At 30.5% G+C, this 21,822-nt stretch carries 25 protein-coding genes; 7 read left to right on the top strand and 18 right to left on the bottom strand.

The genetic code is table 11. The features are described from left to right. Positions 1-39: 39 nt before the first annotated feature. The 9 genes from recN to G0Q09_RS14985 all read right to left on the bottom strand — a co-directional run bounded on the left by recN (position 40) and on the right by G0Q09_RS14985 (position 7,219). Entirely contained in the window at positions 40-1,698 is a 1,659-nt protein-coding gene (gene recN / locus G0Q09_RS08890; RefSeq protein ID WP_219034614.1) for a DNA repair protein RecN, read from the bottom strand. Continuing rightward, on the bottom strand, positions 1,699-2,607 hold the full coding sequence (gene porD / locus G0Q09_RS08885) for a type IX secretion system protein PorD (protein ID WP_219034613.1): 909 nt from the start codon (positions 2,605-2,607) through the stop codon (positions 1,699-1,701). It lies immediately after the preceding gene. 8 nt (positions 2,608-2,615) lie between these two features. Next, positions 2,616-3,815 (bottom strand): bifunctional phosphopantothenoylcysteine decarboxylase/phosphopantothenate--cysteine ligase CoaBC, encoded by a 1,200-nt coding sequence (coaBC, locus tag G0Q09_RS08880; RefSeq protein ID WP_125349387.1) that lies wholly within the window; start codon positions 3,813-3,815, stop codon positions 2,616-2,618. Next, positions 3,815-4,138 carry a DNA-directed RNA polymerase subunit omega gene (locus G0Q09_RS08875; RefSeq protein WP_019973784.1) on the bottom strand — a complete coding sequence of 108 codons (324 nt, stop codon included), beginning with the start codon at positions 4,136-4,138 and terminating at the stop codon, positions 3,815-3,817. Before G0Q09_RS08875 ends, coaBC begins: the two co-directional genes overlap by 1 nt. 27 nt (positions 4,139-4,165) lie before the next feature. Beyond that, a complete protein-coding gene (locus tag G0Q09_RS08870; protein WP_219034612.1) occupies positions 4,166-5,047 on the bottom strand; it encodes an outer membrane protein assembly factor BamD in 882 nt (293 codons plus the stop codon). 81 nt (positions 5,048-5,128) lie between these two features. After that, positions 5,129-5,635 carry a ferritin gene (locus G0Q09_RS08865; RefSeq protein ID WP_219034611.1) on the bottom strand — a complete coding sequence of 169 codons (507 nt, stop codon included), beginning with the start codon at positions 5,633-5,635 and terminating at the stop codon, positions 5,129-5,131. 12 nt (positions 5,636-5,647) lie between these two features. After that, positions 5,648-6,526, bottom strand: coding sequence for a 4-hydroxy-tetrahydrodipicolinate synthase (dapA, locus tag G0Q09_RS08860; RefSeq protein WP_219034610.1), 879 nt, complete (start codon positions 6,524-6,526; stop codon positions 5,648-5,650). 226 nt (positions 6,527-6,752) lie between these two features. Further along, on the bottom strand, positions 6,753-7,049 hold the full coding sequence (locus tag G0Q09_RS14990; RefSeq protein WP_257468147.1) for a hypothetical protein: 297 nt from the start codon (positions 7,047-7,049) through the stop codon (positions 6,753-6,755). Beyond that, a complete protein-coding gene (locus G0Q09_RS14985) occupies positions 7,049-7,219 on the bottom strand; it encodes a hypothetical protein (RefSeq protein WP_257468145.1) in 171 nt (56 codons plus the stop codon). Before G0Q09_RS14985 ends, G0Q09_RS14990 begins: the two co-directional genes overlap by 1 nt. Before the next feature lie 205 nt (positions 7,220-7,424). Between G0Q09_RS14985 and G0Q09_RS08850 the strand changes: the two genes are divergently transcribed. Further along, positions 7,425-8,090: an HAD family hydrolase gene (locus tag G0Q09_RS08850; protein WP_219034609.1), complete on the top strand. Its 666-nt coding sequence runs from the start codon at positions 7,425-7,427 to the stop codon at positions 8,088-8,090. Positions 8,091-8,092: 2 nt separating this feature from the next. Here G0Q09_RS08850 and G0Q09_RS08845 read toward each other — a convergent pair whose 3' ends face one another. The 4 genes from G0Q09_RS08845 to G0Q09_RS08830 form a co-directional block, all read right to left on the bottom strand. After that, positions 8,093-9,862 carry a MutS-related protein gene (locus G0Q09_RS08845; protein ID WP_219034608.1) on the bottom strand — a complete coding sequence of 590 codons (1,770 nt, stop codon included), beginning with the start codon at positions 9,860-9,862 and terminating at the stop codon, positions 8,093-8,095. A 93-nt stretch (positions 9,863-9,955) separates the two neighbouring features. Then, the gene (locus G0Q09_RS08840; protein ID WP_219034607.1) at positions 9,956-10,564 is read right to left on the bottom strand and encodes a fumarylacetoacetate hydrolase family protein; all 609 of its coding nucleotides are present in this window, start codon (positions 10,562-10,564) and stop codon (positions 9,956-9,958) included. A gap of 3 nt (positions 10,565-10,567) precedes the next feature. Beyond that, complete coding sequence (locus G0Q09_RS08835) at positions 10,568-11,326, bottom strand: 3'-5' exonuclease (RefSeq protein WP_038334216.1); 759 nt, start codon at positions 11,324-11,326, stop codon at positions 10,568-10,570. Next, on the bottom strand, positions 11,323-12,063 hold the full coding sequence (locus G0Q09_RS08830) for a CDP-alcohol phosphatidyltransferase family protein (RefSeq protein ID WP_257468144.1): 741 nt from the start codon (positions 12,061-12,063) through the stop codon (positions 11,323-11,325). The genes G0Q09_RS08835 and G0Q09_RS08830 overlap by 4 nt, the downstream gene beginning before the upstream one ends. 105 nt (positions 12,064-12,168) lie before the next feature. Here G0Q09_RS08830 and G0Q09_RS08825 point away from each other — a divergent pair, with 105 nt between their 5' ends. After that, on the top strand, positions 12,169-13,269 hold the full coding sequence (locus G0Q09_RS08825) for a putative type IX sorting system protein PorV2 (protein ID WP_257468143.1): 1,101 nt from the start codon (positions 12,169-12,171) through the stop codon (positions 13,267-13,269). Between the two features lie 290 nt (positions 13,270-13,559). Here the strand turns inward: G0Q09_RS08825 and G0Q09_RS08820 are convergent, their stop codons facing one another. Then, entirely contained in the window at positions 13,560-13,988 is a 429-nt protein-coding gene (locus tag G0Q09_RS08820) for a hypothetical protein (protein WP_219034605.1), read from the bottom strand. A 95-nt stretch (positions 13,989-14,083) separates the two neighbouring features. Continuing rightward, the gene (locus tag G0Q09_RS08815; RefSeq protein ID WP_219034604.1) at positions 14,084-14,899 is read right to left on the bottom strand and encodes a hypothetical protein; all 816 of its coding nucleotides are present in this window, start codon (positions 14,897-14,899) and stop codon (positions 14,084-14,086) included. Between the two features lie 124 nt (positions 14,900-15,023). Between G0Q09_RS08815 and G0Q09_RS08810 the strand changes: the two genes are divergently transcribed. The 3 genes from G0Q09_RS08810 to G0Q09_RS08800 all read left to right on the top strand — a co-directional run bounded on the left by G0Q09_RS08810 (position 15,024) and on the right by G0Q09_RS08800 (position 16,996). Further along, positions 15,024-15,437 (top strand): DoxX family protein, encoded by a 414-nt coding sequence (locus G0Q09_RS08810; RefSeq protein ID WP_180904370.1) that lies wholly within the window; start codon positions 15,024-15,026, stop codon positions 15,435-15,437. Next, positions 15,434-16,135, top strand: coding sequence for a peptide deformylase (def, locus tag G0Q09_RS08805; RefSeq protein ID WP_219034603.1), 702 nt, complete (start codon positions 15,434-15,436; stop codon positions 16,133-16,135). The genes G0Q09_RS08810 and def overlap by 4 nt, the downstream gene beginning before the upstream one ends. 75 nt (positions 16,136-16,210) lie before the next feature. Continuing rightward, complete coding sequence (locus G0Q09_RS08800) at positions 16,211-16,996, top strand: alpha/beta fold hydrolase (protein WP_038335810.1); 786 nt, start codon at positions 16,211-16,213, stop codon at positions 16,994-16,996. 42 nt (positions 16,997-17,038) lie between these two features. On the opposite strand, the gene trmD is transcribed toward G0Q09_RS08800, so the two are convergent. Together trmD and G0Q09_RS08790 are read right to left on the bottom strand one after the other, a co-directional pair. Then, complete coding sequence (trmD, locus tag G0Q09_RS08795; protein ID WP_125349373.1) at positions 17,039-17,725, bottom strand: tRNA (guanosine(37)-N1)-methyltransferase TrmD; 687 nt, start codon at positions 17,723-17,725, stop codon at positions 17,039-17,041. Positions 17,726-17,768: 43 nt separating this feature from the next. Continuing rightward, a complete protein-coding gene (locus G0Q09_RS08790) occupies positions 17,769-18,227 on the bottom strand; it encodes a hypothetical protein (RefSeq protein ID WP_219034602.1) in 459 nt (152 codons plus the stop codon). A gap of 196 nt (positions 18,228-18,423) precedes the next feature. Here G0Q09_RS08790 and hemB point away from each other — a divergent pair, with 196 nt between their 5' ends. Beyond that, positions 18,424-19,419, top strand: coding sequence for a porphobilinogen synthase (gene hemB / locus G0Q09_RS08785; RefSeq protein ID WP_038334133.1), 996 nt, complete (start codon positions 18,424-18,426; stop codon positions 19,417-19,419). A 57-nt stretch (positions 19,420-19,476) separates the two neighbouring features. Here hemB and G0Q09_RS08780 read toward each other — a convergent pair whose 3' ends face one another. Then, positions 19,477-19,839 (bottom strand): hypothetical protein, encoded by a 363-nt coding sequence (locus tag G0Q09_RS08780; protein WP_219034601.1) that lies wholly within the window; start codon positions 19,837-19,839, stop codon positions 19,477-19,479. A 116-nt stretch (positions 19,840-19,955) separates the two neighbouring features. Between G0Q09_RS08780 and ffh the strand changes: the two genes are divergently transcribed. Then, positions 19,956-21,317, top strand: coding sequence for a signal recognition particle protein (ffh, locus tag G0Q09_RS08775; RefSeq protein WP_219034600.1), 1,362 nt, complete (start codon positions 19,956-19,958; stop codon positions 21,315-21,317). Positions 21,318-21,822: the final 505 nt, after the last annotated feature.

The raw sequence follows: 21,822 nt of genomic DNA, 5'->3' as shown, positions 1-21,822 counted from the left end.
TTTTCTCGAGCTTTTTTGATTTTATATAATTTAAGAATTTTAATTCAAATTCATTAATTCTTTTGCTTGATTGATTGCTGCATCTGTCAATTCTGAACCAGAAATCATTTGTGCAATTTCTTCTAAACGTTGTTGTTGAGATAATTCAATAACGTTTGTTTGCGTTGTTTCGTTTACGACTTCTTTGTAAACTTTTAGCTGATAATTTCCTTTTGAAGCGACTTGTGGCAAATGCGTAATCACTAAAAGCTGCATATTTTCTGCCATTGTTTGCATTACTTTTCCTGTTTCATTTGCAACTTTTCCAGAAATTCCTGTATCTATTTCATCTAAAATCAACGTTGGTAAATGTTGATGAGTTGCCAATAATTTTTTAATCGCTAACATCAATCGGGAACGTTCTCCACCAGAAACAGATTTCTCAAAAATACGCGGTTCCATTCCTTTGTTTGCTGAGAATAGAAACAAAACTTCATCTTTTCCAGTTGCTGTAAAATCTGTTGTTTCGTTTAATTGAATGGTTAATTGAGAATTTTCCATTCCCAATTGTGACAACGTATTCAAGATATTTTTTCGGATAATTTCGATAGAAGAAATTCTATTTTTTCTAATCTTAATTGACTGTTTTTCAAGTTTTTCAGAAATTGAATTCAATTCTTTATTTAAGTGAATAATTAAATCACTCAAATTATCAAAACCAGATGTTTGACTTTCTAATTCATCACGTTTTGCAATTAATTCTTCAACAGAAGTCACATTATGTTTACGCAATAATTTATGAATCAAATCGTAACGATCTGTAATTTCTTGTAATCTTTCAGGATTAATTTCAGTCGAATCTATCAAACTACTCATTTCACCAGAAATATCTTGCAATTCTATTTTAGAAGAAATCAATCGCTCGTAAATAGAATTGTATTGCGAATTATAATCCGAAATTTTATTCAATTTATTGCTTGCTTCATTCAATTGAGAAATTATTCCCATTTCAGGATGCTCCAAAAATTGATAAGTTTCATTCAAAATCGAAATAATTTCTTCTACATTTGATAAAGATTTTATCTCGATTTCCAATTGTTCTAATTCCTCATTTTTTAGCGAAGCATTGTTCAATTCTTCCCACAAATGCAATTTATATTCTAAATCTTGCGATTGATTTTCTAACGAATTTTGAGCATCTTTTATCTTTTTCTTTGTTGAAATATAGTGGTTAAAATCTTTCCTATATTCTTTCAATAAGTCTTTGTTTTCTCCGTAAATATCCAACATCGAAAGTTGAAAATCAGCTTCAAAGATTTTAGGGGTATTAAATTGAGAATGAATATCAATCAATAATTCTGATAATTCCTGTAAAATAGAGACTTTAACAGGTGTGTCATTGATAAAAGCACGCGATTTTCCAGAAGGTAATAATTCTCTTCTCAAAATAGATTCGTCTTCATAATCTAAATCATTCTCTTCGAAAAAATCATTTAATTCAAGATTTTTAATCTCAAAAACAGCTTCGATAATACATTTTTCATCAACATTTTTCAAGGCTTTTAAATCGGCACGTTCGCCTAAAACTAATTTTAAAGCACCTAACAAAATCGATTTTCCAGCACCAGTTTCACCGGTAATTGTGGTCATACCTTGATGAAAATCAATCTCCAATTGATCGATAATGGCGAAATTATTAACGCGAAGAGTTTTTAACATTTACTTTTTCAATTTATTCCAATAATTGTCGTTGTATTTTGGCGCGATTGAATTTAAAATTCCTTTCAGTTTCTCGATATTCACCGTAGAAACCTGTCCGCCTGAAAATACTTGACTAATTTCGCTATTTTTTGCTGTTAAGAAAAGTTCTAAAGGATAAAATTGAGAATAATTTCCTCTTTGGTAAAATTCTAACTGCAATAGAGTATTTCCAATAGCATTTTTACCACGAACTTCGTTCTCAGACATAATGTCTAAGCCGTTTCTATGATATTGATAGATGATATTTCGAAGTGTTGAATTATCCGATTTTAGAATATTGTTAATTAACGCAGAACGCGATTTTATTCCATCTAATTCGCTCCAACCAGAGAAATTATTATTTGCTTGACCGAAATCTGCAATTTTTTTCGCCATTTTGAAATACTCTGTTCCTCCTTCTTTCGCAAACGTATCTGCATCATATCCCAAAACTAAATAAATGTAATACGTCATTACATCTGTCAAATTTTTTCCACTGAATTTACGATCATTGAAAATTAATTCTTCAGATTCTTGGTATTGAAACGTAAAATTATCGTCAGATAAATTAAGAACAGGCGTGTAGTATGTTGAGTTGAAAACAGGACGACGAGATTGTACTAAAATCGTACCTTTCATTCTGTTCCCCTCACGTTCAATTATATTAATGACGAAACTAGCTTCAATTCTTTCGTATGTTTTTAAACGATCATTTGTCCATTTTGTTGAATTAATAAACGTTTTTAATGATCTTTCTAAAGTTTGATAAACCTGTGTATTAGATCCTTGAACTTGAGAATAATCGACTTTTACATCTGCAATAATATTTTGCGAGAAAGCCGAAATAGCTAAACACGACGAAAAGAAAATTGAGGCTAATTTCTTCATATTAAATTTTATAACTTATTTAAAATGACATTCAAAATATCTTTTGCGACATCTGTTTTTGATTTTGCATCAAATTGTTGCATCGATAAATCTTTGTCAATAATTGTAATTTTGTTTGTATTCTTCTGAAAACCAGCTTCTTTATCTTGCATCGAATTAAGAACAATAAAATCAAGATTCTTTTTGGCTAATTTTTTCTTTGCATATTCTTCTTCGTTATTCGTTTCTAATGCAAAACCAACCAATAATTGATGTGTTTTGATTTCGCCTAACGATTTTAGAATATCAGGATTTTTCACCAATTCGATAATTAAATTATCATCGTTTTCTTTCTTAATTTTATGCTCAGCCATTTTTTTTGGACGATAATCTGCAACAGCCGCTGACATTACCACAGCATCAGCATCAGCAAAATTAGCGTGCATCGCTTCGTACATATCACGAGCAGAAACAACATTTATTCGATCGATAGGAAAACCTGTAACAGATTCGTGACTTGGACCACTAACCAAGGTAACTTTTGCACCCAAATTAGCAGCAGCTTTTGCAATCTCGAATCCCATTTTTCCCGAAGAATAATTACCTATAAAACGAACAGGATCTAAGTTTTCGTATGTAGGACCAGCAGAAACTACTACTTTTTTTCCGTGAAGTGGGAGAGTAGCTTCGATTGTACTTTCCAAAAACGCAATAATGTTTTCAGGTTCAGCCATTCTACCTTCTCCAATTAATCCACTTGCTAATTCTCCAGCTTCAGCAGGAATACAAATATTTCCGAAAGATTCTAATTTAGCAATATTTTCTAAAGTTGAAGGATGTTTGTACATATCCAAATCCATTGCAGGTGCAAAATATACAGGACATTTAGCCGAAAGATAAGTAGCTAAAACCAAATTATCACACGTTCCATCTGCCATATGAGAAAGTGTATTTGCTGTACAAGGTGCAATAATCATATAATCAGCCCAAAGTGCATATTCAACATGATTATTCCAATCACCTTTATCACCAAAAAACTCCCATTCAACAGGATGTTTGGAAAGTGTGGAAAGTGTAAGTGGAGTAACGAAGTTTTGAGCTTCTGGTGTCATAATAACTTTGACATCTGCTCCTTTTTTGATAAGCCCTCTAACAAGAAAAGCGGCTTTGTAGGCCGCTATTCCGGCAGAAACTGCCAAAAGAATTTTTTTACTATGTAAAACAGACATTATTTATCCTCATTTGGATTTCTGTAATATACGTCATTGTCTAACCATTCCTTAACCGCAATAGAAGTCGGTTTTGGTAATCTTTCGTAGAATTTTGAAACTTCGATTTGCTCTCTGTTTTCAAAAACTTCTTCTAAAGAATCTGTATGTGCAGCAAACTCATCCAATTTCTGAATTAATTCGGTTTTCATTTCTTGGTTAATTTGTTCTGCTCTTTTACCCATAATTACAATCGATTCGTATAAGTTTCCTGTTTTCTCATCGATTTTATTACGATCATAAGTTTGTGTTGTTGGTGCTGCACCGATATCCTTGAAATTCATAATGAAAGAATTTTATATATTTTACTATTATTTATTATTTTGCTCTTTGCTTAATTCAGCTTGATCAGCTTCAAATTTCTTTTTAGCTACTTCTATATCAGCTAATTGTTTTTTAGTATCCACCATATCTTTGTCGATTTTCTCCATCAATTTATCAGCTTCTGCTTTAAATTTTGTTTGCGGATAATATCTTGTTAACAAAAGATATTGCGTTCTGGCATCTTGTAAACGTAAATCTTTGTTCTCGATACGAGAGAAATTTAACGCCAATTCTGTTTTAGAACGTAATGAATACATCATTGCTTCTTCACGAAATTTAGAATCTGGATATTCATCAACCATATTGTCAAAAGAAACTCCAGCAGCCTTATATTTCATTGTTTTGTAATAAACTTTAGAAATTTCGAAAGACTTTAATTCTAATTTTTGTCTAAGTTCTGTAATATAATTATTCGCTTCTGCAACGTGTGCTGATTCTGGATACGAATTGATAAATCCTTGTAACTCACTGATTGCTGTGTACGTACTTGTTTGATCCAAGTCATATTTTGGCGAATCTTTGTAATAAGAAAATGCCGATTTGAATAAAGCTTCTTCTGCACGGCTATCCATAGGATAAGCTCCTGCAAAGCTTTTGAATTGATGTCCTGCTAAACGGAAACTTTTTTCGTTAAAGTTACCTTGTGCCATATTATAGGCAATGTCCGCAGATTTTTCTGTTCCTACAAATGATGTAGAAATTTTTTCATACAATTCGTTTGCCAAATCATATTTACCATCTTGATACAATTGTGTAGCCAATGTAAAGATTTCGTCTTTATCCGTACTTTTCATCGCTTTGTTATAGGTCTTGTTACAAGACACTAAAGAAGCGCCAATTAAAACTACTAAGCTTAGTTTTTTAAACATTCTGCAAATTTAATAAAATTTGAGGACTAAAGTATAAAATATTTTTTTCTTATCCTCTTAATAAAATCTCAAAGTTTTGATTTATTCCGCTGTTGTGTCTGTATTTAATGTAACTATATCACGATCAAATAGATATAAACCTCCTTTGTCAGATCCAATCATTTCTAGCTTATCTAAGATATTTCTTGCTAATTTTTCTTCTTCAATTTGCTCAGAAACATACCATTGCAAGAAATTGTGAGTTGAATAATCTCTTTCTTCTAATGTTAAGCCTACAATTTCGTTAATTGATTCAGAAACAAAGCATTCGTGGTTTAAAATTGCAGTAAAAACTTCTTTCAATGTTGTGAAATCTTGTTTTGGTTCTTCAATTTGTGGAACAAACGCTTTTCCGCCTCTTTCGTTAATAAATTTAATTAATTTTAACATATGCATACGTTCTTCGTCTGCATGCGAGTACAAGAAATTTGCAGTTCCTTCTAAACCTTTCACTTCAGCCCAAGAAGCCATAGCTAAATATAATTGAGAAGAATCTCCTTCTAATTTGATTTGTTTGTTTAATGCGTCTAATATTGTATCTTTTATCATAGCTTTATTTTTTTAGATGTTTGATAATAATTGGTTAATTTTTGTTGTCAAATTAGCTGATGCTGGAACTAAAGGTAATCTTGTAAATGGTTTACAAACTCCTTTTTTATCTAAAACAGCTTTTATTCCGCAAGGATTTCCTTCCTCGAAGATAGCACGTGTAATTTCTACAACTTTGTAATGACCTTCGTAAGCAGCAACAACTTCTTTGTTGATTGCTTTGCGAATCATATCTGTAAAAATAGTTGGAACGCCTTGTCCAATAACAGAAATAACACCAGAACCTCCAGCTAAAGTCATTGGAACAGCGAATTCATCATCACCAGAAATAATATTGAAATCTTCGCGTGTATTTTTACGGATAATATCTGTTGATTGTAAGAAATCTGGTGAAGCTTCTTTAATCGCAACAATATTTTTGAATTCATTTGCTAAACGAATTGTTGTATCTGCTGAGATGTTAGAACCCGTTCTACCAGGAACATTATACAAAATAATGTTGGCATCTGTACTTTCTGCAATCGCTTTATAATGTTGATAAATCCCTTCTTGATTTGGCTTATTATAATAAGGAGAAACCGTAAGAACTGCGATATAATCACTCAAATCTGTTTCTTGATATTCATTAATAACTTCTGCCGTATTGTTACCTCCAATACCCAAAACCATCGGAACACGATTAGCATTCGCCTTCTTTATTGTTTCGATTACCTGTTTCTTTTCATCTTTTGTAAGTGTTGCTGCTTCTGCAGTAGTTCCTAAAATAACTAAATACTCAACACCGCCATCGATACTATAGTTTACTAAATTTTCTAATGCAGTATAATCTACGGTACCATCTTGTTGAAAAGGCGTAACCAAAGCAACTCCTGTCCCAATTAATTGTTTCATCTTCTATAAATGTTATTAAATCTAATACTAAGTTAAAATTCGGAATTATATCTTGAATAATCAAATAATAGTGCTAATCTATAATTGGTCTTAGATAAAATCCAAAATCTTTCAAAAATAGCGATTAATTTATAGGAATAAAATTAATTTAAGCCAATGTTTTATGATTTTACTTATAAAAAAAAGCCACTCAAAACGAGTGGCTCATATTATTTCTAACTTTAGATTAGTTAAATGTGTATTTAAATCCTAAAGAAAAACGACCAGCTTCGAAGTTAGAATCGTTTGTTAAATTCCACCAAGGTTTCCAATCAAAATGGAATGCCAAAGGAGCAGATGGAATTTTATATTCTAAACCTGCTTGTGGACGAATACCAAATATTGTTTTATCTTCATAATATCCTTTATCTACAAAAGTTAATTGAGGTCCAACCCCTACATACCATCCTAATCCGTTTGCACCAGAAAACGGTTGATTATACGTATAATCTGCACCTAAAACAGTAACATGATCTCCAAACATCACCTGTACATTACCAGCGTTTTACCATCAAAAGAGTGTTTGAATTGTGGACCTACTAATGTTTCTCCATCTCCTAAATCTACAACAACACCTAAAGCATTTTTATAGTTTTGAGCATTTACTTGAGAAATTCCTAATGCCATTACAGCAACTAATAATACTTTTTTCATTTTTATTAAATTTTGTTATACCATCTATTTTACAAAAAGCGTGCAAATGTTATCTTAATGTTAAGTTTTAACATAAATATTGTTATTTTATTTCGGATACAAACCTTTATATCAGTAATATAATCGATTAATTTAAAATCATTCTAAAGTTTAAACTTTTACATCATTCTCTTAAAAAAGTTAATTTTGTAGAAACAAAACAATAATGATTAAAACTGTAATTTTCGATATGGACGGGGTGATTGTAGACACGGAACCAGTACATAAATATGCCTATTTCGAACATTATAAAGAACTGAATATTCCGGTTACGGAAGAATTATTTACCACATTTGCAGGACAATCGACAAAGAATGTTTATCAAATTCTGAAAGATAAATTCGATTTGAAAGAAGAAATGAACGATTTGGTTTTGAGAAAACGTACCATCTTTAATGAAGCTTTTGACACAAAACCAGATTTATATTTGATTGACGGTGTAGAGAAGTTGATTAAAGATTTATACAATAATGGAATCGAACTGATTTTGGCGTCCTCTGCTTCAAAATCGACAATTGATCGAGTTTTTAATCGTTTTGAGTTGAATCAATATTTTACGCATAAAGTTTCTGGCGAAAACTTTCCGAAGTCAAAACCAGATCCTGCTATTTTTCTACATGCAGCTGATTTGGCTAAATCTAAACATGCTGAATGTATAGTTATCGAAGATAGTAAAAATGGAGTGGAAGCGGCTTTCCGTGCGAATTTGTATTGTTTAGGTTACAAAAGTGCAAATTCGAAACAACAAGATATTTCAAAAGCAGATTGTATTGTAGATGATTTTAATACGATTGATGCAAATTTTATTAAAGAATTTGAATTAACAATTTAAGATTAATCAATAATCTTAAATTGTTTCATTAAGAAAATGGCATTCATCATTTTGGTTGTGCCTTTTCTTAATTTATAATCTGAATAATAATTGTTGTCCACATTTTTTAATTCGAAACAATAATTAATAATATGATCCGGATTTTCACCTTCCATTTTCGTTAATTCTAAATCGTGAGTCGCGATAAAACCAATCAATTTTGTAGGAGATTTAATCAATTTTTCTAAAAATTTTTGCGAACCAATTAGTTTATCTTCTGAATTTGTTCCTTTTAAAATCTCATCTAAAATGATGATTTGTGGTTGATCATTTTCTAAACGTTCAATCAAAATTTTCAATTTATTAATTTCATTTTTGAAATAAGAATCGCCAGAAGACAGATTATCAACCGTTCTGATACTTGTAAATAAATCCATTGGGTAAAATGACATTTTTTCTGCACTCACTTTTGCGCCGTTCATCGCTAAAACCAAATTTGTTCCAACTGTTCTCAAAAAAGTACTTTTTCCAGCCATATTTGCACCTGTAATAATCGCAATATTGTTTGGACGATTGGTTTCAAAATCATTTTTTATAACTGTTTTTTCATCTAATAAAGGATGAAAACCATTCGTAATTTTTAATTCATAAGGTTCTTCAACAATTTCTGGATACGTAAACATTTTGTATTTATCATTAAAAATAGCAAACGATACAAAAGTCTCTAATTTAGCCAATTCATCTAACCAAGGTTTGATTTGATGAACCGTTTTTTGAACTTCATTTTCAAATTTGATCGAATAATGTAATAGCCACAAGAAAAATGTATTCAACACAAATCCGACAATCGGGAAATTTGCTGCATCTAAAGTTTCTTTTGTTGAAGAAATTGTCTTGATTAAATCCGATGATTTGAAAGGATTTACAAATGTATTTTGAATTTCAACATTTAGTTTTGATTCAAATTTTTCTTCTTCAATATGTCGAAAAACTTCATATAAATTATCCAATTCATCTGCTTTCATTGTCGTATAAGCTGCTATTCGTCGAAGTTGTTGTTTATAAAACATGGAAATTGCATTCGAAATAATAACTGCGCCTAGAATCCAATAAAAAACAATTTCTTTCGGAAAACTAATAATTGCTAAAGCGATAAAACATAAAATATTCAGAACAGAAAAGATGAGTGGAAGTAATTTTATTGAATTAGTATTGAATACACGATTTTCGAACACAAAAATTGAAGATTGATTCATGTTTAATCGCTTTGTAAATGTCAAAAATGTCACAATCCAATTTCTTTTTTCAGTTAATTCTGTAAATGCATTTTGTCTATCAATAATTTCTGATTTGTCTAAAATCAAATTCGATAAAAAATGTTTCAACTGCAAATTTCCAATTCGCGTTTGCGTTTTATTGATTCGATTGAAGATTGAATTTCCTTCTAGAATATCTAAATCTTTGTTGTAAACATTATTGAACTGAGAATTATCCTCAACAAATTGATCGATAGAATTATCAGATTTTATTTGATTAATAATTTCTAATGCTTGAATTGAATAATTGAGTTGCGAAGAAATTTTAGAAGTTTTAACTACTAAAACGATGAAAACAATAAATAAAATAGAAGAAATAATCAAATACAAATTGTTGCTCGACGTAACATAAAGCAAGAATAATACAATTGAAATAATAAATGCAACAAGTCTGATATTGCTGATTTTATTCTTTTTTGACTTTAAAAGATTAAAATCATTTTGTAGTTTTTCTTCAATTTTTAGATAGTTTTCCATTCTTAATTTTATTTCTGATTAAAGGTAGTGGTATAAATAATAAAAGAGCGAAATTTCCGCTCTTTTAAATTGTTGTTTATATAATTGTATGAATTACAACACTTTTATTTCGAATACTTTTTCATCATTCAAATAACCTTCTAACGTATCTTTTGAATTGATTTTAGAAACTCCAGCGGGCGTTCCAGTAAAAATTAAATCGCCTTTTTTCAAGGTAAAATATTTAGAACATTCCGCAATTAACGTATTGATATGAAAAATCATATCTTTTGAATTTCCTGTTTGTACATTTTCTCCATTTCGATCTAATTTGAATGTAAGATTTTCTAAATCAAAATTTTCTTTTGGATAGAAATCCGAAGCAAATGCAGAACCATCAAAAGCTTTCGCAATTTCCCAAGGAAAACGCTTTTCTTTCAATTCTTGTTGTACATCGCGCGCTGTAAAATCAATTCCTAAACCGATTTCTGAAAAATAACGATCTGCAAATTGAGGTTGAATCATTTTTCCAACTCGATCAATTTTAATTACAATTTCCGTTTCAAAATGAACTTCTTTCGTAAAACTTGGAATAACAAAAGGAAAACCCTTTCTTAAAATGGCCGAATCTGGTTTCATAAAAAACATAGGCGATTCTGGAATTGGATTATCTAATTCTTTTGCATGTTCGACGTAATTTCGTCCGACACAAATAATTTTCATCGCTTAAAAACCGTTTTGTAATTTGATTCGAGTAAAAACTTTCTTTGTATATAAAGGAAAATCGGCATTCTGAATCCACGCATAATAACCTGGATCTTTCGCAAAGATATCCGTCACAACTTGTCCTTTATACTTGCCAAACGAAATAATTTCTTGGTCTTTATCATTGTACTGAATAAATCCAGCTAAATCAGCCGTTTTGCGTTGAGAAGAAAATTCGCTCAAAAATTTATTGTCATTTTCAAGCTCGTCATATTTCTCGATTTGCGCCATCAAAACTTCGTAAGTCGCAATTGTATCAGCTTCCGCAGAATGTGCATCAATCAAATCTTTATCGCAATAATACTTATAAGCAGCGCTTAAATTGCGAGGTTCCATTTTATGATAAATCACTTGCACATCAATTGGACGATGTTTTGATAAATCAAAATCAAAACCATTACGTAATAATTCTTCTGCTAAAAGTGGAATATCAAAACGATTTGAATTATATCCTGCCAAATCAGAATCTTTAATCATTTCCATAATCGCAGGGGCAAGTTCTTTGAAAGAAGGCGCATCGGCAACATCTTCGTCAGAAATTCCGTGGATTAAAGTTGTTTCTGGTGGAATTGGAATTCCAGGATTAACTTTCCAAGTTTTTACTTCTTTTGAACCGTCTGTCAAAGCTTTCACTATAGAGATTTCAACAATACGGTCTTTTGAAACATTAGTTCCAGTTGTTTCTAAATCAAAGAAACAGATATTTTTAGTTAATTTCATTTTGTAATTTCTTTTCTAAAAATGATTGAGATAAGGATGTACAATAAGATGATTAGCGGAATTGCAGCAACTTGCAACCAAGCCACTAAACCTAATGTAATGATTAAGAAAATATATTTATAATAGTTTTCTGCCCAACTCAATCCTTTAAATTTTAAGGCAAATAATGGTAAATCGACAATTAATAAAACACTAAATACAATAGAAACGGCAATTAATAAATACGGATCAACAGATGGATTTACAATTTGTCCATTATTGTAATAGATAGAAAATAATGAGAAAATAAATAAGGTATTTGATGGTGTTGCCAAACCTTTGAAATACGTGGCTTGATCTTCATCTAAATTAAATTTTGCTAATCGTAAAGCCGAAAAAGCCGGAACTAAAAAGGCAAATAATGAAATTGCAGCAATTTTTAAATTCTCATTTTCATAAATAAAATCAGTTGAAAAATGATTAAACATCGAAAATAACATCAATCCTGGTACAACACCAAACGAAATACAATCTGCCAAAGAATCCAATTCTTTTCCAATTGGGCTACCAATATTCATTAGTCGTGCAACCATTCCGTCCAAAAAATCAGCAACTAATGAAATCAACATCAAAACCATCACAATTGTAACTGTGGTAGTTGTGATTTGAGCATTGCTCGAAATCATGAAAATGGCTGATAATACACCACACGAAAGATTAAGTAGTGTTAGAAAATTTGGAATTGTAAATAATTTCATAAATGAATTTTTCATCACAAAAGTACAAACAAAAATTAATCTGAATCCTTTTTAAACACAATAAAACCACTATTTTTGAGTTTTTATATTCGTAATTCATCAATTTTGAAAAAGACATTCCTTATATTATCTGTTCTGGCAAGTCAATTTGCTTTTTCTCAAACCACACGCAAATATTCGAACGAGTTTCTGAATATTGGTGCAGATGCGCGCTCGTTTGCAATGGGTAATTCAGTTGTGGCTAATATTGGAAACGCAAATGCGGCTTATTGGAATCCTGCTGGATTAACAGAAATTACCTATGATTGGGAAGCTGCGGCGATGCATGCTGAATATTTTCAGTCGATTGCAAAATTTGATTATGCAGCGGTTGCAATTCCGTTGAGAGAAAGTAATTCTACAATAGCTTTTTCGTTTACGCGTTTTGGTGTTGATGATATTTTGAATACAACAGAATTAATTGATAATCAAGGAAATATTAATTACGATAAAATCTCTAAATTTTCTACAGCAGACTATGCTTTAACAATGTCTTATGCGGGAAATGTGTTCAACAATAAAGATATTCAGTTTGGTGCAAATGCTAAAATTGTTTATCGCCATATTGGGAAATTTGCGCAAGGATTTGGTTTCGGTTTAGATCTTGGTTTGCAATATCGTACCGATAATAAAATGTATTTTGGTTTGATGGCACGAGATATTACAACAACTTTCAATGCGTGGAGTATCAATAAACAAAAGGTAAAAGAAATCACGATTGACGAACCAAATAATGAAGGTGAGCCAACAATTTTGAATGATTTACCTGGAGAGAATATCGAATTAACAATGCCTAAATTGCAATTTGGAGTTGGAAAACGTTTTGATTTTAATGAACGAGTTTCGTTATTGGGAGAGGTTGATATGAATATCGAATTTCAACAAACGAATGCCGCAATTTCTGGAAAAGGATTTTCGATTTCGCCGCAAGTTGGTCTTGAATTAGGTTATGATGACATGGTTTTTGTACGTGGTGGATTGAATAATTTACAGAAAATTTCGCAATTTGATGGAAAAGATAAAACTCAAATTCAGCCAAATGTTGGGGTAGGTTTCAAATACAAAGGAATCTCGATTGATTATGCTTTGACAAACTTTGGAGACAGTGGTTTAGGATTATATTCTAACATTTTCTCAGTCCGTTTTGAGATGGATAAATGGAGATAAATAAGTTTTACTCATAAATTATATTGATAGGTATATTTTTATCTGAATATTGATATTTTATACTCTGTCAAGTGTTTCCAAAAGCGTTTGGGCCTCATTTGGATTTATAACATCGAATTTTTCCTTGTTTTAAAATAAGACTTCCACAATTCTTGGTATAAATTCTCTTTTACATCAATATAATAATTAAAGGTAAAACATTATATTTTGGATCAGTCTTCGCAAAAAATAAATCTTAATTAATCTTTTCAAAATGAATAAATATCGCTGAAAAAAGTTTAACAAAAAAATTAATCATATTCTAAATTGATTAAAAGTTCAGTCTTTAATCGGCTGATAAAATTACAATCTAATTCAGCAAGAAGAATATCAATTAGTTGTGATAAGAAATCGCGATGAATATAATTAAATACAAAGGTTTTTTCATTGGTCATAAAATAAAAATCAAAATGACTAAAATAACCTGAAATTGATTTAATCTCTAATGCTGGAAGTTCTTCGGGTTGAAAAAAATCGCTTAATTTTGCACGATAATCATGAATTTTTTTGATAGAATTTGAAGTAATATCAACATATTCTAAGTTTAAATCTTCAATTTCATCTGAATAAAATTGAAACAAAAATTCGTTTTTAGGATAATCATTTATGTACAAATTGAAACGATTATCTTTTTGGTATAACTGAAAAAGTCGATTAAATTCTTGCACATTATTGATCATAATAGATGAAGTTAAATAATTGGTTTAAATAAATTTAAAAACATTTAGTTAAATAATCAAATAAAAAAGAGCCAAATTAGCTTGGCTCTTGTATTTTAGTAACGTATTGTTCTTGTTGTATTTGAAATTGGTTGATCAATATCTTTGACAAATTGTGTTCGTTTGACCCAATTTTTGTGATTATCATATTGATATTTAATCGTTGATATATTTTTTACTTTTCCAGCTTCATCAATCACCGTTTCTTCGATAATATTATTGTTTTCATCAAATTTGCGTACATATTTATTGACTTGTTTATTGTTTTTGTCCATATAAGTTTCCTCTATTGGATTGCCTTTCGCGTCGTTTTTATAATTCAACGTATAATTTCCTTGGTTATATTTCACCAATGTTTTGACTAAAAATCCATTTTGATATTGAAACGTTTTTTCGATAAAAACATCAGAATCTTCCAATAAATTAGTTTCTCTTTCGTAAGTTACATTCTGATTTTGGTCTAATTTGTATTCAGTTTTAGAAACATTGACATCATTTTCGCTTTTCGTGACAATGTAACCGTCTGTTGTATATTCATAATCAAAATTGAAAACTAAACTTTCGTCATTGTTTTTCATTTCTCTCGAAATCAATTTATTCGATTCATTATAATTAAATATTTCAGCAAAAGTTTTATTTCCAGCTTCATCAAAATAATCACGTTTTGTCGGATTACCATCTTTATTATACGTTGATTTTGTGTAATATTCCGTTTCATAACCTTCAATAAACTTCATGCGAATACGTGCTTTTTGCATCGATTCTTCGATAAAAGTTGGATTTCCTAAAACATCATTTTGTTGTAATTCAGATTTTTGAGCAAATGCAAAACCTGAAAATAATATGGTAATTAAAGCAATGTTTTTTAACATATGTTGTATTTTTTTTTTCTTGAATAGAAAGATTAACCAAAATTAATTCAAAAATGTAAATTTCTTGATCTATTTAAAGGTGAACGTAAAAACTAGAACTTATATTTGAAAAAAAAATAAAAAAATGAGCACAAAATTTAAACTTTTAGGAAATCAACCAGCATTTATCGATTTATCATTGTTATTAGTACGTTTAGCTGCTGGTGGATTTATGTTTACACACGGATTCGGAAAATTGCAAAAATTAATCAATGGAAATTTCGAATTTGGAGATCCAATTGGACTTGGACCAGAAATTTCTTTAGGTTTAACTGTTTTTGCGGAAATACTTTGTGCTTTTTTAGTTTTGGTCGGATTATTTACTCGTTTGGCGGTAATTCCACTAATCATTACAATGTTAGTTGCTGTATTTATCGTGCATGCAGATCATGATTTTGGTAAAAAAGAATTGGGATTATTCTACTTAATCAATTATTTAGTTATATTTTTATCAGGCGCAGGAAAATATTCTTTAGACAAATTGATACTTAAAAAATGATAAAAACATTAACCTATAGTTTATTGATTTGTTCTTCTGCATTATTTGCTCAATCAAAAAATATGAAAAACATTGTTTATACGCCATTAGCAAAGGCAGAATTAACATTAATAAAAGAAAAGAAATCCTATGATCCTTTTCGTGTTTTATTAACAACTTCGGATGCAGATACAAAAATCTTAAAATCAACTTCTATTGATATTGATCCAAAAGATCCATTAATCAAATTATTGGCCGATCGTATGTATGCAACGGTTCAAGACGAGGCAAGTAAAGGTGTTGGTATTGCAGCTCCACAAATTGGAATTAATCGCAACGCGGTTTGGGTGCAACGTTTTGACAAAGAAGGCGAACCTTTTGAGTTTATTATCAATCCAAAAATCACGTGGTATTCGGACATTGTTCGTCACGGTCGCGAAGGTTGTTTGTCTATTCCTGATATTTTCGGAAAAGTGTATAGAAGCTTGGTTCTTCGATTGGCATATTATGATTTGGATGGAAATTTTCATGATGAAACAGTTGAAGGTTTTACAGCGGTTATTTTTCAGCACGAATACGATCATTTAACAGGAACGTTATTTACAGATCGAATGAAAGAGCAAGAAAATCTAAATTACGTGAAAGCTGAAGTGATGAACGATGTTTTTTACTTGAAAAAGACTAGTTCTTTTACAGATGACGACGACGATGAAGATTAAAAATTTCTTAAAACCTAGAAATTATTATGCTTGGCATAGTTTTTAGTTTAATTTTGCAAAAACTTATTTAGAAAATTGTTAGCATACACTACATATAATCATCCAACGAGCACAGAATGGGTGACTTTTGTTCATGGAGCAGGAGGAAGTTCTACGATTTGGTTCAAGCAATTGCGTGAATTTCGCAAACATTTCAATGTTTTGTTAATGGACTTGAGAGGACATGGACGTTCTAAGAAAAACTTGAAAGCGCTTTTCGAAAAACGTTATACTTTCAAATCAGTTTCAAAAGATGTGATTGATGTTTTAGATCATTTAAATATCGATAAAACACATTTTGTTGGGATGTCTTTGGGAACGATTGTGATTCGACAATTGGCAGAAGATTATTCGGAGCGATTCAAATCAATGGTGATGGGAGGCGCAATTATGAAAATTAATTTTCAATGTCAATTTTTGATTAACGTTGGAAATACATTCAAACATATGTTGCCTTATTTAATCTTGTATCGAATTTTTGCTTTCGCTATCATGCCAAAGAATACGCACAAAGAGTCAAGGCTATTATTTATCAATGAGGCGAAGAAATTGTATCAAAAAGAATTTTTGAAATGGTTCAAACTTACTGCGGATGTCAATCCATTGCTAAAATGGTTTCGAAAAGTTGAATTGAATATTCCGACTTTATATGTGATGGGTGCTGAAGATCATATGTTTTTGCCTTCGATTCAGGAATTAATAAAAGCACATACCAAACATTCAGAATTGATTGTTATCGAAGATTGTGGACATGTCGTGAATGTCGATCAACCACAAATTTTTAACGATAAAGTAATTGAATATATTCATCGAATTAAATAAAATAAACTAAAAAAAGCTTCTAATTAGGGAGCTTTTTTTAGTTTATTTTGATCTTTTTTCTAACAAATCTGGGCGACGTTCTTTTGTACGTTCAACTGCTTTTTCATGCAACCATTCTTCAATTTTAGGAAAGTTACCCGAAAGTAAAACATCAGGAACTTTTAGACCTTTATATTCGGCAGGACGCGTATAAATTGGTGGCGCTAACAAATCATCTTGAAACGAATCTGAAAGGGCAGAAGTCTCATCACCAATTACGCCAGGTAATAAACGAATAATAGAATCAGCCAAAATAATTGCGCCAAATTCTCCACCAGAAAGCACATAATCGCCAATCGAAATTTCTCTCGTCACATACATATCTCGAATACGTTGATCGATTCCCTTGTAATGTCCACAAATCATCATAAGATTTCCTTTCAACGACAAATCATTCGCAATTGTTTGATTCAACGTTTCACCATCTGGCGTCAAATAAATAATTTCATCATAAGTTCGTTCATCTTTCAATTTCGAAATCATTTTGTCCAAAGGCTCGCACATAATCACCATTCCAGAAGTTCCTCCGTACGGATAATCATCTACATGACGATAACGTCCTTTTCCAAAATCTCTCAAATCGTGAACATGAATTTCAGCTAAACCTTTGTCTTGCGCACGTTTCATAATCGAGGCAGAAAATGGACTAACTAATAATTCGGGTAAAACAGTGATAATATCTATTCGCATGCTGCAAAGATATTTGTTTAGCTACGTTTGAGCAAGTTTAAATCTATTTTTTGAATTTGATTGTTTTAATAGAATTTATAAATTCTTCTTGTGACTTTTCATCTAAATTGTAACCAATAAAATTAAATTTTGAAGTTGAGTTTTTAATAGTATCCATATAAACTTCAATTAATTTATGATGATTTGATTGTATAAGTTTTGCTTTTTGATGATCAATAACAATATAAGAAATCTGGTATTTTGAATGTACGATAGAATCAATATTTGTTTTATGAAGTTTATTGATATATAATTCAGAGATTTTTTCCAATTCTAAATCAGGATTATTATTTAAAATAGTTGTAAAAATACTATCTGCAATTTTAGCATTAATATCAAAATCTCCGCCTGCAAGTAAACCATAATCATAAATTAATGTATCATTATTTGGAGTAATAATTCCTCCAACTTCACTATCAATTCCGCCTAATTTCACTTTTTTCCAATCTTTCGGAATTTCCATAGAAAAACTTCTAAATTGAATCGTTTTATAATTGCTTTTATTACAAGATATTAATCCAAATAATATAATGAATGATAAATATTTTAATTGATTATTCAAATGATTGATTTTCTTTTAAAATCAATAAATATAATTGATATTATTCATTAGCCTTATTCAAATGAAATCGAGTAAATTTGTCTAAAATTTTAATCAAATGTTTTTATATAACAGACATAGACGACTACGCAAAAACGAATCAATTCGTAGTATGATTCGCGAAAATCATTTGTCACCAAACGATTTTATTTTACCAATTTTTATGGCTGAAGGAGAAGGCGTGAAGGAAGAAATTGCTGCAATGCCAGGTATTTACCGCCAATCTCTTGACAATACTGTAAAAGAAGTAAAAGAAATTTGGGATTTAGGTATAAAATCAGTTAACATATATTGTAAAGTTAGTGATAACTTAAAAGATAATACAGGTAAAGAGGCTTGGAATCCAAACGGATTGATGCAAAATACAATCAAAGCAATTAAAGATGCTGTTCCAGAAATGATTGTAATGCCTGATGTTGCCTTAGATCCATATTCAATTTATGGTCATGACGGAATCATCAAAAATGGAGAAGTTATTAATGATGAAACAGTTGATGCTTTGGTAAAAATGACATTATCTCATGCAGAAGCTGGTGCAGATTTTGTTGCGCCTTCTGATATGATGGACGGTCGAATAGGAGCGATGCGCGCTGCGTTGGAGGAGAACGGTTTTCATAATGTAGGAATTATGACGTATGCTGCGAAATATGCATCATCTTTTTATGGACCTTTCCGTACAGCTTTAGATTCTGCACCAGTTGATTCTCAAGAAATTCCGAAAGACAAAAAAACCTATCAAATGGATTACCATAATTCACAAGAAGCATTGCGCGAAGCAATTGCGGATGTAGAAGAAGGTGCAGATATTTTGATGGTAAAACCAGGTATGGCATATCTGGATATTGTTAAATTAGTGAAAGATAATTTACAAGTTCCGGTTTCTGTTTATCAGGTTTCAGGTGAATATGCGATGATAAAAGCTGCTGTAGAAAAAGGTTGGTTAGATAATGATAAAGTAATTTTAGAGTCTTTAACTTGTTTCAAAAGAGCAGGAGCAGACCTAATTTCAACTTATTTTGCAAAAGAAGCAGCAAGATTATTGAACGATCAATAAATCAGTTCAAAATAAAAATAAAAAAATCCACTTCATTTGAAGTGGATTTTTTATGCTTTAAAGCGAATAATTAACCATTTTCGCTGTAAATTGTTGTTTTTCTAATGTAGATAGAAAATATTTTTGTTCAGCTTCAGCTTGTTCTTTTTTCTGATAATTCTTTTCGTAACCCGTTTGAATTTCTTTTAAAGAACCAATCGTTCCATTTTTCAATAAATAATTCTGAAACTTTGTATATCTATCTGCCAATTTGCCGTAGATATCTTTGTTATCGATGTTTGCTTCATAAACATCTGTCACATAAACTTCATTATCTTGTCCATAAGCGATGGAAAAAAAATAATAAGTTTGGTTATTCTTTGTTTGACTGAAAACCACCCCAGTAACAAAGAATAAAAATAGTACTAAACCTTTTTTCATTCAACCAAAATTTGAGCACGCAAGTTAATCATTATAACTTAATTAAAACCCTTGTTGTGTGATTTTATATTATTCGGTATAATTTTTTTATATTTGTGTCCTAAAATTGACTCAAAATGTTTCAAAATCTTCAGGATAAATTAGATAAAGCATTACATACCTTAAAAGGAAAAGGACAAATTACAGAAATTAACGTTGCAGAAACCGTAAAAGAGGTGCGTAGAGCCCTTGTTGATGCCGATGTTAGTTATAAAGTTGCAAAAGATTTTACAAATACGGTAAAAGAAAAGGCTTTAGGTGAAAACGTAATTACGTCGCTTAATCCTGGACAATTAATGGTAAAAATTGTTCATGATGAATTAGCAAAATTAATGGGAGGTGAGGTTACTGAACTGAAAGTAGACGATAATCCGACAATTATTTTGATTGCTGGTTTGCAAGGTTCTGGTAAAACAACTTTTTCTGGTAAATTAGCTAATTTCCTAAAAACTAAGAAAAACAAAAAAGTATTATTAGTTGCTGGTGATGTTTATCGTCCAGCTGCCATCAATCAGTTACAAGTTTTAGGAGAGCAAATTGGTGTAGATGTTTATGCTGATTTAGAAAACAAAAATCCTGTAGAAATTGCTCAATCAGCGATTGCACAAGCAAAACAAAATGGAAATAATGTAATTATTGTCGATACAGCTGGTCGTTTGGCGATTGATGAGCAAATGATGGATGAAATTCGTCGCGTTCACCAAACAGTTAATCCTACCGAAACTTTATTTGTTGTAGACTCTATGACAGGTCAAGATGCGGTGAATACTGCAAAAGCTTTCAATGAAGTATTGAATTATAATGGAGTTGTTTTAACAAAATTAGACGGTGATACACGTGGTGGAGCTGCTTTAACGATTAGAACTGTTGTTGATAAGCCAATCAAATTTATTTCTACTGGTGAGAAAATGGAAGCTTTAGATGTTTTCTATCCAGAACGTATGGCGGATCGTATTTTGGGAATGGGTGACGTTGTTTCGTTAGTAGAGCGTGCTCAAGAGCAATTTGACGAAGAAGAAGCAAAACGTTTGCAAAAGAAAATTGCAAAAAATAGCTTCGATTTTGATGATTTCTTAAAACAAATTCAGCAAATCAAACGTATGGGTAATATGAAAGATTTGGTTGGAATGATTCCTGGAGCTGGAAAAGCGTTGAAAGATGTAGATATTGACGACAATGCTTTTAAAGGGGTTGAAGCGATTATTCACTCAATGACGAAAAAAGAGCGTAAAAATCCAAATATTATCGATAATTCTCGTAAGAAAAGAATTGCAGCTGGTTCTGGAACATCTTTACAAGAAGTGAATCAATTATTGAAACAATTCTCTGAAATGGGAAAAATGATGAAATTTATGAATTCTGCAAATGGTAAAAAGATGATGGAAACAATGTCTAAAAATATGCCTGCAGGTGGATTCCCAGGAATGCCAAAAATGTAATAATAATACAATAATTTATAGTATATTAAAACCTCTAATTGTTAGAGGTTTTTTTATTTTAAACTAAATATATTATGTTAAATAGATTTTTCTTAATAGTTATTTTTTTCGGAATTTTTATAAACTGTCTTAATGGAGCTAGAGAGAAAGATGGTATAATAGTATATTATAATTATACAAAAGATGATGAGCTAGAGTGGAAATTAAATGACTATGAATACACATATTCTATAAACTTTATTTAAAAAGTAAATATAGAAATTAATCAATTTGATGATTATGCGGAAACAGAGTATGGAGGTTCATATCAATTTAAATTAGAGAAGAAAGACATAAAATTGTATAAAAGTTTACAAAATAAATTATCAAAAATTATTTTTGACACTGTACCAAAAACTGTGTAAGTATAAAATTCTGCTTGGGTTAAAATCGAGCAGAATTTTTTTTATACATTTAATATTTACATATTTATGGAAACAAAAGACCTATTTCCGGATGATTTTTT

This window comes from Empedobacter falsenii (assembly GCF_019308355.1).
Classification (GTDB): Bacteria; Bacteroidota; Bacteroidia; order Flavobacteriales; family Weeksellaceae; genus Empedobacter; species Empedobacter falsenii_B.
This window is presented reverse-complemented; position numbering and strand designations above follow the sequence as displayed.